Source organism: Salipaludibacillus sp. CF4.18, from assembly GCF_051262595.1.
GTDB lineage: Bacteria > Bacillota > Bacilli > Bacillales > Salisediminibacteriaceae > Salipaludibacillus > Salipaludibacillus neizhouensis.
The window spans coordinates 1-15,185 of sequence record NZ_JBIMEV010000026.1 but is presented as its reverse complement, the minus strand read 5'-3'; the positions used below and the strand labels follow the sequence as shown (position 1 = coordinate 15,185).

At 37.0% G+C, this 15,185-nt stretch carries 17 protein-coding genes and 1 pseudogene; 14 read left to right on the top strand and 4 right to left on the bottom strand.

Going from position 1 to position 15,185, the window contains the following annotated elements:
* The first annotated feature begins 19 nt into the window (after positions 1-19).
* From ACHABW_RS15230 to ACHABW_RS15205, 6 genes are all read left to right on the top strand, one after another.
* The gene (locus ACHABW_RS15230) at positions 20-3,304 is read left to right on the top strand and encodes a phage tail spike protein (RefSeq protein WP_435756318.1); all 3,285 of its coding nucleotides are present in this window, start codon (positions 20-22) and stop codon (positions 3,302-3,304) included.
* Between the two features lies 1 nt (position 3,305).
* Positions 3,306-3,593, top strand: coding sequence for a hypothetical protein (locus tag ACHABW_RS15225; protein ID WP_435756316.1), 288 nt, complete (start codon positions 3,306-3,308; stop codon positions 3,591-3,593).
* The gene (locus tag ACHABW_RS15220) at positions 3,590-4,015 is read left to right on the top strand and encodes a DUF1617 family protein (RefSeq protein ID WP_435756314.1); all 426 of its coding nucleotides are present in this window, start codon (positions 3,590-3,592) and stop codon (positions 4,013-4,015) included. Before ACHABW_RS15225 ends, ACHABW_RS15220 begins: the two co-directional genes overlap by 4 nt.
* Positions 4,015-4,248 carry a hypothetical protein gene (locus ACHABW_RS15215; protein WP_435756312.1) on the top strand — a complete coding sequence of 78 codons (234 nt, stop codon included), beginning with the start codon at positions 4,015-4,017 and terminating at the stop codon, positions 4,246-4,248. The genes ACHABW_RS15220 and ACHABW_RS15215 overlap by 1 nt, the downstream gene beginning before the upstream one ends.
* 433 nt (positions 4,249-4,681) lie before the next feature.
* Positions 4,682-5,089 carry a phage holin family protein gene (locus tag ACHABW_RS15210; RefSeq protein WP_435756444.1) on the top strand — a complete coding sequence of 136 codons (408 nt, stop codon included), beginning with the start codon at positions 4,682-4,684 and terminating at the stop codon, positions 5,087-5,089.
* On the top strand, positions 5,089-6,003 hold the full coding sequence (locus ACHABW_RS15205; RefSeq protein WP_435756310.1) for a peptidoglycan-binding protein: 915 nt from the start codon (positions 5,089-5,091) through the stop codon (positions 6,001-6,003). Before ACHABW_RS15210 ends, ACHABW_RS15205 begins: the two co-directional genes overlap by 1 nt.
* 63 nt (positions 6,004-6,066) lie before the next feature.
* On the opposite strand, the gene ACHABW_RS15200 is transcribed toward ACHABW_RS15205, so the two are convergent.
* The 4 genes from ACHABW_RS15200 to ACHABW_RS15185 all read right to left on the bottom strand — a co-directional run bounded on the left by ACHABW_RS15200 (position 6,067) and on the right by ACHABW_RS15185 (position 8,799).
* Positions 6,067-6,657: an ATP-dependent DNA ligase gene (locus ACHABW_RS15200; protein ID WP_435756308.1), complete on the bottom strand. Its 591-nt coding sequence runs from the start codon at positions 6,655-6,657 to the stop codon at positions 6,067-6,069.
* A 70-nt stretch (positions 6,658-6,727) separates the two neighbouring features.
* Entirely contained in the window at positions 6,728-7,552 is an 825-nt protein-coding gene (locus tag ACHABW_RS15195) for a Ku protein (RefSeq protein ID WP_435756306.1), read from the bottom strand.
* A gap of 136 nt (positions 7,553-7,688) precedes the next feature.
* Positions 7,689-7,997 carry a hypothetical protein gene (locus tag ACHABW_RS15190; RefSeq protein WP_435756304.1) on the bottom strand — a complete coding sequence of 103 codons (309 nt, stop codon included), beginning with the start codon at positions 7,995-7,997 and terminating at the stop codon, positions 7,689-7,691.
* A 574-nt stretch (positions 7,998-8,571) separates the two neighbouring features.
* A complete protein-coding gene (locus tag ACHABW_RS15185; protein WP_435756302.1) occupies positions 8,572-8,799 on the bottom strand; it encodes a hypothetical protein in 228 nt (75 codons plus the stop codon).
* 106 nt (positions 8,800-8,905) lie between these two features.
* Here ACHABW_RS15185 and ACHABW_RS15180 point away from each other — a divergent pair, with 106 nt between their 5' ends.
* The 8 genes and pseudogenes from ACHABW_RS15180 (at position 8,906) to ACHABW_RS15145 (ending at position 15,096) form a co-directional block, all read left to right on the top strand.
* Positions 8,906-9,301: a hypothetical protein gene (locus ACHABW_RS15180; protein ID WP_435756300.1), complete on the top strand. Its 396-nt coding sequence runs from the start codon at positions 8,906-8,908 to the stop codon at positions 9,299-9,301.
* A gap of 163 nt (positions 9,302-9,464) precedes the next feature.
* Positions 9,465-9,773 (top strand): annotated as a pseudogene (gene radC / locus ACHABW_RS15175) (RadC family protein); the annotation flags it as partial.
* A gap of 383 nt (positions 9,774-10,156) precedes the next feature.
* A complete protein-coding gene (locus ACHABW_RS15170) occupies positions 10,157-11,194 on the top strand; it encodes a rod shape-determining protein (protein WP_110935017.1) in 1,038 nt (345 codons plus the stop codon).
* Positions 11,195-11,210: 16 nt separating this feature from the next.
* Positions 11,211-12,161 carry a rod shape-determining protein MreC gene (gene mreC, locus ACHABW_RS15165; protein ID WP_435756297.1) on the top strand — a complete coding sequence of 317 codons (951 nt, stop codon included), beginning with the start codon at positions 11,211-11,213 and terminating at the stop codon, positions 12,159-12,161.
* Entirely contained in the window at positions 12,158-12,685 is a 528-nt protein-coding gene (gene mreD / locus ACHABW_RS15160) for a rod shape-determining protein MreD (protein WP_435756295.1), read from the top strand. Before mreC ends, mreD begins: the two co-directional genes overlap by 4 nt.
* Positions 12,686-12,730: 45 nt before the next feature.
* Positions 12,731-13,411, top strand: coding sequence for a septum site-determining protein MinC (minC, locus tag ACHABW_RS15155; protein WP_435756293.1), 681 nt, complete (start codon positions 12,731-12,733; stop codon positions 13,409-13,411).
* A gap of 176 nt (positions 13,412-13,587) precedes the next feature.
* Positions 13,588-14,388 (top strand): septum site-determining protein MinD, encoded by an 801-nt coding sequence (minD, locus tag ACHABW_RS15150; RefSeq protein ID WP_110935020.1) that lies wholly within the window; start codon positions 13,588-13,590, stop codon positions 14,386-14,388.
* A gap of 204 nt (positions 14,389-14,592) precedes the next feature.
* The gene (locus tag ACHABW_RS15145) at positions 14,593-15,096 is read left to right on the top strand and encodes a YtxH domain-containing protein (RefSeq protein WP_435756291.1); all 504 of its coding nucleotides are present in this window, start codon (positions 14,593-14,595) and stop codon (positions 15,094-15,096) included.
* The last annotated feature ends 89 nt before the right edge of the window (positions 15,097-15,185 follow it).

Here is a 15,185-nt window from a genome sequence, read left to right as displayed (position 1 = left end):
AGAGAAAGGAGGTCGGATTTTGACAACGATACACATTTTAAATCACCAAACCGATCAGATCATTGATTTTTATAGCAATAAAAGCAAGCTCTTTTGGGATGATGAACATGTTCGCAATGCTGAGACTGGAGTGGAGACATTCGAATATACCACTCTGTATGATAATAGCCAGCATTTGAAAGGGCGAAATCGTATTTTAATCCCTGACGAGGATGCAGGGTTTCGTGAATTTATTATTGACGAAGTAATCAAGCAAAATGAATTAGTGGAAGTGTTTTCGACCGCTAGTTATCTTGAAGATTTGCTAAAAGCCAAACCTATCGCTCCTTTTGATTTAGAAGGTGTGACAAGCGGAAGTGCAGTTAGTACGGTAGTAGCTGATACCGGTTGGCAACCGGGGAACGTAGATTTTGCAGGTATACGCACGATCCGTTTTGATAAATTCACGTCCCCTTACCAAGCGCTTAAAACAATTGCGAGTACTTATGGTCTGGCTCTTAATTTTAGAATTGAGACAGATGGTAACGTAGTGACTGGGCGTTATGTGGATCTAGTACCGTTGCGTAGAGTTTGGAAAGGAAAAGAGATTAAGAACAAAAAAGACTTGATCGGTGTGGTAAGAAATGAAAAAACAGACGAATTAGTAACGGCACTTATTTGTTTAGGTCCAGAAGATGAGGCAGGTAACCGGTTAGAAATTGAAGTGAAAGACGAAGAAGCAAGAGAACGCTGGGGAAGAGACGGCGAACACTTGTGGAAAGTTTATGAACCTCAGTCTGATGATGAAAACATGACTGAATCCCGTTTACGATCACTGGGGCAAACGGAGTTAAATAAGCGTATTAACACTATCGTGTCGTATGAAGCAAATCAAGTTAGTGAGGACGTCTTTGGCTTGCCTCATGAAAAAGTGAGATATAGAGACGAAGTAAGAATTAAAGATAATTCATATACACCAAGCCTTTATCTTGAGGCGCAAGTTAAAGAAGTCTCACGATCTATCTCTGATCCATCTCGGAAAACCTATGTTTTAGGTGATTTTATTGAATATGAGGAAGATGATCTGCTAGCTCTTTTTAACAGTATGCGGTCCACACTTGCTAAAAAAGTATCCGAACAGCAGTTACTAGATCGGACTTATACAAAAATAGAAATTGATGATAAAGATGATACTGTAAAAACTGATGCTTCAACAGATGCTACAAATAAATCTTATACAGCAAAAACTGAAGCTATCGATGAAGCTAGTTTAGATGCTACTCAAAAAGCTAATGATGCTGAATCAGCTGCAAAATTACATGCAGATACAGAAGCAGCCGCAGCAGAACAAAGAGCAAAGGAATATGCAGTAGCTAAAGAAGAGTATGATATTAAAGTCGCTGAATTAGTGGATGATCTAGAAGGGAAAGTAGGATTAGAATACGTTGATGGTCAATTAATAGATAAAGCAAATTTAAATGATGTTTACTCAATTTCTGAATTAGACGGGATGTTTAATAATGTTGTTTCTGTTATTGAATATGAAACAGATCAAAATGGGGTAGTACAAACCTTAGATAGTCACGAGTCTAGAATATCGCAAACCGAAACGGATATAAGTTCAAAGGTTGAAAAGACCACATACGATTCGGGAGTTGCTACCCTTCAAGATAATATCGACGGGATAAAAGTCGGGGGAAGAAATTTATTGTTAGGATCGAATATTCCGATAACAACGTCTAGTTATAGTGTAAAAGATTATACCTTGACCGAAGATTTAAAGGATGGGGAAGAATTAACATTAACAATAAAAGGTGAATTAGCAGAAGGAAAAGACTATTTTAGAGCATATAATTCCGGTGGAAGTACGTCGTTCGGTGGTAATATGTCAACTAAAAACCCGAAAGGATTGTATACCACCACTTTTCTTTGGAAGGCGAATTCTATAAATGAATTTTTACGTATATACCATATGCCTAGTAGTGTGGTCGAGAATTCGACAATTGAATGGATCAAACTTGAAAGAGGAAACAAAGCTACCGATTGGACACCTGCACCGGAAGATACCCAAGCAGAAATAGATTCTGTTTATTCTTATGCTGAATCAGAAATTAATCAGCTTGCAGGAGAGATTGATCTAAAAGCAGAGGCATCTACTGTAACTAGTCTAGAAACGCGAACTACAACAGCAGAACAAAACATAAGTGCTCTAGAGGGAGCTATCGTAACTAAGGTAGAGTCATCTACTTTTAACAGCTTAGAAGGTCGTGTGGATACTGCTGAATCTACCATTTCGCAACACACAACTCAAATTAATGCTAAGGCAGAATCTAGCACAGTCAGTGCGATTGAATCTAGAGTTAGCAGTGCTGAAGTTGATATTGATGGTCTTAATAGCCAAATAACTTTAAAAGCAGAATCTAGTACTGTAAATGATCTTACCAGTCGTGTATCGAGTGCAGAGCTAGATATTGACGGTTTGAATAGTGAAATTGAGTTAAGAGTAGAAAAGGATGGAGTTATCGGAGCAATTAACCTAACATCTGAAAGTGCTACGATTGATGTGGAAAAACTAAATATCACTGGTGATGTTGAAATCGAAAACGGTGAGTTGGTTGTAAAGCACTTGTCTGCAGCTACAGGGACATTTAGTGGAACTATTCAATCACCTATGTTAATCGTTGAAAATCCTAACATCGAGCAAGAAGGTGTCGGGGGTATTCGGTTGCAAGTCTCCCAATGGATACCCGATATTAACCAACCTTATGAAGAGACAGGCTACATCGAATTTAATACAAATAACAATGCTCTAGAATTAATTATGAACGATGTAAATGGTAATCAAATACCCTTAGAAGGTTTTCGTATTAATGCAAATAGATCCATTTTTGATGGGGAAATTCATGCCGAAGGAAATCTATATGCAAGAGGTGGAGGAAGCTTAAAGTTACAAAGTAGCTCTTTAGAAGATACCGCAGTTTCATACATGGAATTTAGAAATGGGTTGAAAAGATTAGGATGGGCGGGGTTTGGAAATCCAACGAACACTGATTTTTCAATTAGAAATGAAGTCGGGGGAGATATCCGTTTTGAATCTAATGTAAGAGCAGATCAGCTTATCAAAATTGAAGGATCGAGTAGTGGATATGGGTTGTCAAGAATGGAGTTTTGGAATGCTGGAATGGGAATTAGGTGGGGGAGGATTGGCTATCTAGGAAGTAGTGATCATATACTCGGCATCCAAAATTATATGAATGATGACATTAGAATTTATGGTAATTTTTCCGTCAGCGGATCGAATGTATGCCATAGAGGATACACGTAATTTGTTTACAACCCATATGGAAATGAATTTAGAAGAAGGCATTCATGAGATTGGCATTGAGCAGATTTATCGAGAAGTGATAAGCAGTTATTTTGTTGTGGCTCATGTTCAGAATCAAACCGCAGTTACAATATTAGAAAGAATGACCGATCGATTTAAAGTGTTAGTCGAGGGTGGTGCTACTGAGGTAGTTTTTCAAATAGTAGGGAATCGAATAGGTTATGAAGATATATATATGGAGGAATCCACTGGACCTGATTCAGATGAATATGAGGAGGAAATAGCATGATTGTAAAATTAGATAATGGAAAGTTGAAGCAGGCTGGGAGTCTGCTTTTTAATTTGTCCTTAAAAGGTAAACAGAGCCGTCACCGCACCAAATTTATTAATCTGATGGATGAAAGATTGGTAGAAATCGCTGAACAAGAAAAGGAACTTCTGAAGGAACACTGTCATTTAGACGAAGAGGGCGAGCCAAAAATCAAAATAGATAATGGACAAAAATTATGGGACGTAAAAGACATTGATGCTTTTTCTAAGGATAAAAGAGAACTATATGAGGAGCAACTTGTAGTGGATGGTGGGGATTCGCAAGGGATGTTAAAGACGATAAAAAGCGTATTGCTAGAATGTGATAAAGAATGGCAAGGGAAAGAGGCATTAACTTACGATTACCTATGTGATCAATTCGAAAAGGAGAGTGATAAGTAATGAGCATTCAAATAGCTTCCATTAATACTAAGTTTGGTGAAGGTGATATTACTGGTGTAGATGTTCGATTTAGCTTTAAAACAGAAAGTAGAAAGATCGATTCAAGTATCCGAGTGGAATTAAGTCCAGAAGAGTATCAAGGAAATGAATCAATCGACAAGTTAAAAGCTAAATTGAAAGAAGTTCTAATAGAAGAATTGACGAGCGGTGAAGAAATTCCTACTGCAGAGTAGTAGTATTATTACTTTTGTTATTATTATGCCAAATTTCGACACACTCCTGTAAAATATTAGGTAGGGAGGGGGAATATGTGGAAAATGAATCAATCGAAAAAACAAACAAAACTACTCAATTGCCCTAAGTGTAAGAGTGAATCTACTCTGTGGGGGAGAGAAGGAGAAAAAAATGCAAAGTGTTTGAATGAGGAATGCAATTTTGTTGGTAATGTCTTAGAATGTCAGAATAAGTGTGGTAATGTATCACGCGATATCAAAACGGACTTCCAATGCTACAGATGTATGTTTATTTTACAAGAATATAGTTTTAGAAAGTGAGTATAAGAGCCCTATTTTGGGCTCTTTTTATTATGTCATGAAAACTAAATAGGAGTTGATAAAAGTGATTATATTAGGAGGAATTAATTTGGAACACTTAGAGGTCGTTAGGATGCACTTGTTTGGAGAGGTAAAATTTTTACACTTGCTCGCTTTGTTGATGGTAGTAGATGTAGTGACAGGATTAGTTAAAGCATTTAAAAACAGAAACTTGTGGAGTCGTAAATCTTTGTTTGGGTTTGCAAGAAAGATACTTGTTTTTGGAGTTATTATTCTAGCAAACGTAATCGATCAAGTGTTAGGGATGAACGGTGCGGTAACATACGCTACCGTAGTTTTTTATATTGCGAGTGAAGGGTTGTCAATCGTAGAGAACATGAGTGAAATTGGTGTGCTCATACCCTCCTCTATTTCAGAAAGATTGCACGTTATAAAAAATGAACAAAATTCAGAAAGCGGTTTTAGTAAAGAAGTGAAGGAAGAGTTTAGCACTAAAAATGAAAAGCGAGATGAAGAGTAATGAGTAAAATACTAGATGTAAGATCACAAATGCCAGGCGGGACAAGTAAACGGAACGTATCAAAAGTAAATAAAATTGCAAGGCATCACTCGGCTACGATAATCGGGGATGCTTTTTCTTTTGCTGATTATCATGTAAATCATCATCGTTGGCTAACAAGTGGATACCACGAAGTTATATTATTAGATGGCACTGTTCAGCGATGCTACAGCGATAACGTGATTACAAACGGCATTCTAAACCATAACTCAACTACATTCCATATTTGTGTAGTAGGTAATGGCTCATTTACTGATGCCCAAGAAAAGGCATTCGAAGAACGAGCAAAGGCTGCTATGATTCGTTTTAACTTATCTGTCAAAGATGTGTTAGGGCACAATGAGTTTAGCGGAACAAGTACAAGTTGCCCTGGTATTAACATGAGTCAAGTAAGATCTAGGTTAAGTGGAAACAAACCAACAGAAGCGCTAACTGGAACCGTTAGCAATAGTAAAGCTCCTTCAACAGTCAAAACAAAAGAAGTCACTGGTATTATCGCTGGTGTCCAATCAACCGTGAACAGTCGCTACGGATTAAAGATTGCTGTAGATAACATCTATGGTGACGAAACAAAAGGTGCTCTCGTTCGAGGACTGCAAACCGAATTAAACAAGCAGACAAACGCCAAGTTAATCGTTGACGGCATCTTTGGTCCTAACACTCGTAAGGCATGCATTAATGTGCGACAAGGCGCCAAAGGTAACATTACGTGGATTCTACAAGCTATCCTACATTGCAGTGGATTTAAGTTAGGTAAGATTGACGGAGTATTTGGTACTCGAACACGAAATGCAGTCCGTAACTTCCAAAGTACAAAGAATCTTGCTAAAGATGGTATTGCTGGACCACAAACATTTCAGATGTTATTTAAGTAAATATTGGGCATACTACCAATTATCCAAGAAAGTAATAAAAAGAGCAGGGGCTTAGGTTCCTGCTCAATCAATTAACCTAATAGGTGTAATATATGATGGATTCCTAATTTCAAACCATTGATTTGTTTCTCCGTAGATATACTTCGATAGCTTATCTTTCATCACAATCCCTTCAAGACCTCGATCAATTATGATGTCAAAATATTCTTCAGCGTGACCAATTGTATATTGTATCTTTGTGATTAATTCGTTATCGATTGGTAACGCATGTTCTAAGATCATTTTTCTTTCAATTAAGGTACTAGCGTGCAACTCTCTTCCATAATGTTTTAAGATATCAAACACAACAAAAGTAATAGGTTTTTGATGTAAATTCTGAGTAGAATTAAGCCTTTCTATAATGGCTTTATAATCTGGTTTTCCATGGTTATCCGGCGAGACTAACTCCCCATCCAGTATTGTCCCATCCGGGATTTCTATCTTCGTCAGTTCTTCAAAAATCGAAGTTATATTGTTACCATCGGATGTAAACAGGCTTATAACTCCATTTTCTTTTGTTAGTATTACTCTTATTCCGTCTAATTTAAGCTCTGTTATATATCGTTTGTCATTAAAAGGTTCTTCAATTTTGTTAAGTAACATCGGTTTTAACACGTCGTTTCACACTCCTACTGGGCAATTATACAATCAATATAATGCCATGTGGGCGTGTAATACTTTCCAGTTAAGTAGCTTTCTTAACCCTTTTCTTTTTAGTGTCTTCTTTCTTTTTAGATTTTTTAGACTTGTCAATACTGGCTTGTAGAGCGGACATAAGGTCAGTAACCTGCTCAGTTGGTTTGCCAGTAGGTTTTGCTATGTCTTTTTCTTCAGCTAATTTCTTCTGTAGAAGTTCATCTACAGATAAACGATAATTATCAACATACGCGGAAGGGTCAAAGGTGGTTGTTAATTGTTCAATTAGCATTTCTGCTGTTTTAATTTCCTTTGCAGATAGGTTAGTTTCTTCAGGTACACCCGGAACATCAGAAGCTGGTCTAACTTCGTCAGGATAAAAAATGGATTCCATCATCAGAGTATTTTCAAAAACCCTTATAACTGCTAAATTTTCTTTAGATCTGATAGTAACTTTAGCAACTGCAATTTTGTTTGTGTTATTAATACATTGCCGTAACAAAGCGTATGCTTTACTTCCACCGGAGTCCGGGGACAAATAATAGCTACGATTGAAGTAAATCGGATCGATGTCATCAAGATTGACAAAATCAATTACGTCAACGCTCTTTTCGTCATTTTTTTCTTTTAGTTCTTCAAGCTCCTCATCTTCTAAAATAACAAACTGATTCTTACCATATTCATAAGCTTTAACAATGTCTTCCTTAGCCACTTCATCGCCAGTTTCAGACGATACTTTTTTGTACTGGATAGGAGCATTTGTGTTTTTGTCGAGCGATCTAAATTTAATATTTTTATCTTCTGTGGCAGCATGTAATTTAACTGGTATATTGACTAATCCGAAGCTAAGTGTTCCTTTCCAAATTGAGTGCAATTTTATATCCCTCCAACTATATATATTCCGTATAGTTTATTCAAGGGAGGTTACTATTATGTAAAGTGGTGATTTTTCGGGATAAACAAAAAAAGAGCCCGCCATCTTCCAGGCTCGACTCCATCGCAAAAAATAACTATTTAGCAAATTTTGTATGCTTTGTTTTCCACTTGTAAATAGATATGAAAACCCAGAAGCCATAGATTCCTAGAGTGATAATTGTAAAGAACCACCACTTAATCCAGTTACCAAACAAGCCAACTGCAGAACCAGTAAACCTTAAACGTCTTCCTTCGATTACGGTATGGTTAACTTTCCAACCATAAACCATTGTTACTGACCAAGGATAACATATGCCAAGTGTGCAGACAGTAACTAAAAAACCTAAAATCACCCACCCGATATACTGCAGTAATCCACCATCAAAATAAGAATTAACTTCCACCCTATGGACTACATTACCTTCATTTACTGATGCTTCGATAATAAAAACCTCCTAATTTATAAAAAAATACATTACAAATGTACCATGTATTATGGACTAAATAAAGGGGTGATTGAAAATATTTTGTATAAATGTGGAAACCATATACACATTTGAAGTAATATGGTTTATAATATTTTTAAGATTTACCTCGATAAACTCAAAATAACCTCGAAAGGAGCCACGCTCATGCATGAAAATGATATAGATTACATGACCTCGGCCTATAAAATGCTTTATGAAGTTGAAACGCTCCTAAAGTACAATGTCCATTCTACCTTTTATAAAAGACACGGATGGAGGTGGGAGGAATTTATATCTCTGAATAAACCCTTGGAGTTAATGACGTTTCGTGAAGTCCTTAATTTTTACAAACACCATCCTCTTTTTAACAACTACTTCGACAACGATGAATTTACTTCTCTACTTAATCTAAAGCCCATCCGTAATGATATTGCCCACATGAAAGTTATTACCACCGAAGAATATAATCTGCTGATAAAATGTCGTCAGATAATTAAAGATAAGAAAAAAATTAACGGTCAAAAACAGATTCATATGGCTCTTTCCTAAACGCTACATCCTTCGTTTTATTTTTGTCCCACCAAATTACTTCTTGTTCAACTAGACTCTCCAATACATCATTTAAACCTTTTTCAGTACGTCCCGTTTTTATAAGCAACTCTTTGTATGTAGTATATCTTTGCTGTGTAAGTTTGATATTCCAAACGATACGGTATATTTTTCTCTCCATGTCATCCACAATAATCACTCCTTATAATTAAAATAAGAACAATCGTTCTATTTGTCAAATGGGTATTGTTTCCTATGCTGTTAGCAGTGTAAAATAGGGATAAAGGAGTGATATAGTGAAATACTTATTAATATTAGTTGGATTTGTATTTATGGTAGGGTGTGGGGAAGTGAAGGTCCATGAAAATGTAAATGAAGATCTAGCTAATGACTCTCTTCAAGTTATGAACATTATTGAAGAGGCTGCAAACAGTGATACGATTATAGATGATTTAGCGGATGAAGATTTAATGAAGTTGGTAGGTTTCCAGGAGAAATATCACGAAAACGATATGCTGTTTGTTACCTTTAGTGAAGCGGATGAAAATATTATCACTTTTACTGTGGGGAGCAGTAGTAAATACTCTAAAAGTAAATTAATCGATTCAGATGTTAAAGAATTTACAGAGAACAAAGAGGCCATAGAGGCAATGATCGAAAGTGGAAAACCATATCTCGAACGAAATGATTAAGAGTAGCTAAAGGAAGCTACTTTTTTTGTGCATAAAAATGATAAAGCAGTGAAGTGAAGGATCTTTGGATCTTTGTAATATTGATGTTTTATTAACTATCTTCACATAGGTGACATAAGTTGTACTATATAATAGTAGAAACTCGAATATTATATGTATTTATGAAAGGTATATATGCCTTTACCTCAATACGAAAAATCAAGTTATCCATAAACAAACAATATTTATCGGTAGTTTAAATGCAAGTATCGTTCATCCACGTGAGGTGTTCAAAGAAGCTTTTCGCTACTCAGCAGCCTCGATTATATGCCTTCATAATCATCCATCCGGGGATCCATCACCAAGTAAAGAAGATATCGATGTGACAAAACGCCTAATAGAATCTGGTCGAATGATTGGGATTGAGGTACTTGATCACATTATTATTGGAGATCATAGGTTTATATCCCTAAAAGAAAAAGGTCATTTATAATCAAAATTTACCATTACAAAACGGGACTTCTGCTTCAGCATCTTGCTAATCCCCTTCCTGTCTGTTCTAGTCTACTTCTCGATGTACAGGATTCATTGGTTGTGTTAGGATAAAATGAGGATTTTTTTGTTGATTCATGAAAAAGCTACTCAATAGATGATTCTTTGAGTATAATTATCTTTATCGACGAGAAATCATGAAGTAACTGTTCAAAAAAATCTTATGGCTTAAAGTAAAACGTGAGGAATAAGGCTGAGCCGTCAGCATAACTATTCGAAACAGGGCCATTTTTAATGACTATTTGAAGATTTTATGACAAGAAATTAAGTTGATACAAACCAATAGATGAGAATAAGCTCGAATGGATGAAGGGAGATACATAGATGTTTGCAGGATTTTCAAAGGATTTAGGAATTGATTTAGGTACAGCTAACACACTAGTTTACGTAAAGGGAAAAGGGGTTATTTTACGTGAACCTTCTGTGGTTGCTATTCGTTCTGACTCAGGTTCTATCGAGGCAGTTGGTAGCGATGCACGAAATATGATCGGAAGAACACCAGGAAATATTGTCGCAATACGTCCAATGAAAGATGGAGTTATTGCCGATTTTGATACAACAGCGACGATGATGAAGTACTTTATTCAACAGGCGCTTCGTAACCGTTCCATTTTCACACGTAAACCAAACGTTATGGTATGTGTCCCGTCTGGAATAACTGCTGTTGAAAAAAGGGCAGTAGAAGATGCAACGAAGCAAGCTGGAGCTAGAGAAGCATTTACAATAGAAGAGCCATTTGCGGCTGCGATCGGCGCGAATTTACCTGTCTGGGAGCCTACTGGAAGTATGATAGTAGACATTGGTGGCGGAACGACAGAAGTTGCTATTATTTCTCTCGGTGGTATCGTAACAAGTCAGTCAGTTCGTGTAGCCGGTGACGAGATGGACGATGCAATTATTCAATATGTAAAGAAATCGTATAGTTTAATGATTGGTGAACGTACAGCGGAAGCAATTAAATTTGAGATCGGTTCTGCAGGAGAAGCAGAAGAAACAGAAGTCATGGATATTAGAGGTAGAGATCTTGTTTCAGGGTTACCTAAAACAATTTCGATTCATGCGAAAGAAATTGCGGGCGCATTGCAAGATACTGTTACACAAATTGTTCAAGCAGTGAAAGATACTTTAGAACAATCTCCACCCGAATTAGCGGCTGATATTATGGACCGTGGTATTGTTTTGACCGGTGGCGGAGCTTTGTTAAGAAACTTGGATAAAGTATTAAGTGAAGAAACAAATATGCCTGTTCTCGTATCAGAAGATCCTTTAGACTGTGTAGCCATTGGTACGGGAAGAGCACTTGAAAACCTTCATCTATTCCGCTCTAAAGCTGGAATAACTGTTCGTTCAAATAGAAAATGATAAGTAGGTGTCGCAAATGACTCCATTTTTTTCAAATAAACGCCTTATTATCTTGCTTGTATGTATGATCATCCTCGTAGGTTTAATCGGCTACTCTATGAGTGATCGACGTGACTTGTCTTGGCCGGAGCAATTCGTTCAAGATACAGTCGGCTGGGTACAGTCCGCGTTTTCAGGACCCTCACATATAGCAGCGGGGTTCTTTGAGAGCGTGAATGATATGAGAAATCTTTATGAAGAGAACCAAGTATTAAAATCACATTTAGACGAGTACGCGACAATTCAAGTAGAAGTAAATGAACTTCGAAGACGGAACGATGAACTTGAAGGTGCAATAGATCTAAAAGAAGATTATGATTTGATGGATTACACGGTGCGGTCCGCACTTGTTATCCAGCGTTCTCCTGATCGCTGGAATGAGCAGGTAGGGATTAACAAAGGTGCACAAAATGGGATCGAAGAAAATATGGCTGTCATTACTTCTGAAGGTTTGATTGGTAAAATCGATCAAGTTTCGCAATTTTCTTCAACGATCCAACTTTTAAGTGATCAGGATATATTAAACCGAATTTCAGCAACGGTTGATGCAGATGAAGCAGTTCAAGGTTTTATTGAAGGTATAGATCCGGAAACAGGCTATTTACAATTCACTAAAATTAATATTGATGTAGAGCTTGAAAATGGTCAAACAGTGGTTACCTCAGGTTTAGGTGGTGTTTTTCCGCGTAATCTTCAAATAGGTGAAATTGTAGACTATGAGTATGATGAATTTGGTTTAACTCAAACAGCCTATGTTCAACCGTCTGCTGATTTTTATCAGTTGGATTATGTCATGGTCGTTGAAAGAAGTGCGGAAAAATTAGAGGAAGACATTGATCCAGATGCTGAAGGCTTCGGTGAATCTGAGAACGAGGATAATGCGGATAGCGAAGAGAGTAATAATGAGTCCGGAGACGATGACTCATGATGATAAGAGTTTCGTTGTTTCTCGTTTTGTTTTTTTTATTTATTGTAGAAGGTACTGTTTACCAAATTTTTGCGCCTAATGCTGGTGAATTTGATTATCAGGTAATCCCTCGTTGGATGTTTATGTTGATTTTATTTGCCGGAATTTTTCGAGGAAGAGCAAATGGGCTCTTTTATGCCGTTATATTTGGTGTGATTTATGATATCGTTTATTCTTCCACTTTAGGAATTTATACTTTTGGAATGGGTGTTATTGTCTATTTACTTTCTATTTCCATTCCGTTTTTTAAAAGAAATTTGTCAATGACAATCATCACTGTCATTGTTGGGGTTGGCTTATTAGAATACTATGTGTACGGAATGATGATTCTACTTGGCTTAACAGAAATGTCGAATGATGAGTTTTTCTCGGTCCGCTTTTTACCAACACTATTGATGAATTTGATCGTATTGGCAGTTGTAGCTTATCCTTTACGAATAGGTTTTCTATATTTGGAAAAAAGATTGGGAGAATTAAATGACTAAGTATTCTAGGGTTCTTGATTCTAGTTTTAGGAGGTGACAGGCGCAATGCCCAATACAAGCAAGAAGCAATTTGTCGTTATTAAAGGTACAAAAGATGGGTTAACATTCTTACTTGACGATCAATGCACTTTAGATCATTTAAAGGAAGAATTAAAGGACAAATTATCTGAGCGGCCTGAAACCTTGTCGCCTTCTCAAGGACCTATTAAGGCGAAAATCGTTATTGGTACACGTTATTTGACTCTTGAACAAGAAGAAGAGTTAGAGAGTCTTTTTTCGCAGGAAATGAACGTGAGAATCGAAGCGATTGAATCAGAAGTTATTTCAAAAGTAAAAGCAGAAGAAATTAGACAGTTGCAACAAATAAATCGCATCGTAACCGTTGTTCGATCTGGCCAGGTATTAGAAGTTAAAGGGGACCTCCTTTTAATAGGGGACGTTAACCCGGGTGCTACTGTAAAGGCAACAGGAAGTATATACATAATGGGGAAATTACGCGGAATTGCTCATGCGGGTTATTTAGGAGAAGATCAAGCTGTCATTTGTGCATCTACAATGGAACCAACGCAATTAAGAGTGGCTTCTATTATCCGCAGACCTCCTAAGGATGACGAAGAAATACAGAGCAATATTGAATGTGCGTATGTCAATGATGATAAAGAAATGGTATTGGATAAATTATTAAAACTAAGAAAGATTCGTCCTACATTATCCATGGATATTTAAAAGAATACTAGTAGTGACTTTGTGAAAGATTGCTAGAGTGATACGAACTTCAGCACGATCATATGAGGAAATAGCTTTATAAACGAACCGCCGTACGTGTTGTTGATACTTTAATAGATATTAATGGTAGAATGAAATAAAGGGGAAAAGATTGTTTTTAGAAAGGGGAGAATAAAGTGGGAGAAGCGATTGTAATTACATCAGGTAAGGGTGGTGTAGGTAAAACTACAACTACTGCCAATATAGGAACAGCCCTTGCACTTTCCGGGAAAAAAGTATGTTTAATTGATACTGATATAGGCCTTCGAAACCTTGACGTTGTCATGGGATTAGAAAATCGGATCATTTATGACCTGGTAGATGTTGTCCAAGGTAACTGTCGAATTAAGCAAGCACTAATTAAGGATAAACGATTCGAGCACCTTTATCTCCTCCCTGCAGCGCAAACAAAAGATAAAACTTCTGTGGAACCAGAACAGGTTAAAGAAATCGTGGACGAGCTTAAGCAGGATTATGACTATATATTAATTGATTGTCCGGCAGGGATTGAACAAGGTTTTAAAAATGCAGTTTCTGGAGCAGACAAGGCTATAGTTGTAACGACACCGGAAATATCTTCTGTTCGTGATGCAGATCGTATTATAGGCCTTTTGGAAAAAGAAGAGGGCGTTGCTGCTCCAAAGTTAGTGATAAACCGTATTCGCAGGCACATGATGAAAAACGGAGATGCTATGGATGTGGAAGAAATAGTATCCATTTTAGCTATCGATTTGCTCGGGATTGTTGTAGATGACGACGACGTTATAAAAGCATCTAATAAAGGGGAACCGATTGCCCTAGATCCTACGAGTAAAGCTTCTATTGCCTATCGGAATATAGGTCGCCGTATAAATGGGGAAACCGTACCACTTATGTCTTTAGAAGATAAAGACGGTGTATTTAAGAAAATGAAAAAATTCCTCGGTATGAGAGGATAAATACGAACAAGTACAACAGTCAATTGTTATTGCAGGCTACGGGGAAATTCTCCTTGGCCTTTTTTTGCGTTTGATGGGATGAAAATTACTTTCTCCTAAAACATAGTTTAATAACCGACGAACTGTGGAAAAGAAAAATAAGAGTCACCAACTAATTAGACGGATCTTTATTATTAAAAAATATATGAAAGAGGAGAGATAACATTGACTAGTGAAAAGTATACAGAGCATAATGAGCAAGGAAACGGAGTAGGTAGTAAGATAATGACTGGAATGGCGGTAGGAGCATTAGCTGGAGCCGCTGTAGTGATGTTTGATTCAAATTCTCGTTCTAAGGTTATGAGAAGTGCGGGCCAAGCAAAAGATTCTGTCGTCAAAATGAGTAGTGATGTGAAAGCAGACCCAACTGCGGCGAAGGATCAAATGATGGAACGTATTCAGAATGCAACTGTTGTTTTAAAGGAAGCAGTAGGGGATCTTCAGAAAATTAATAACAAGGCAAATGAAGAAGTCGTTGAACAGGTTAATGATGTGAAAAAAGATGCTCAGGATATTATCTCCTCTGCCAAGGAGACAGGAGAAGATCTTAAGGATGTGGGCTCAAAAGCAGTCGAAGCAAAAGATGAGCTAGTTAACAATTCCGGCACGGAGGAAGCCTCCGAAGAAAACACCAAGGAAGGGAACACCATTACAAACCGTCCTGTTTAATACGACTCATAGAAACGAGTATAATAGTTATAGTAAAGAACAAAAAGTAACCCTTTCCTAATTCGGAAAGGGTTACTTCCATATAATGG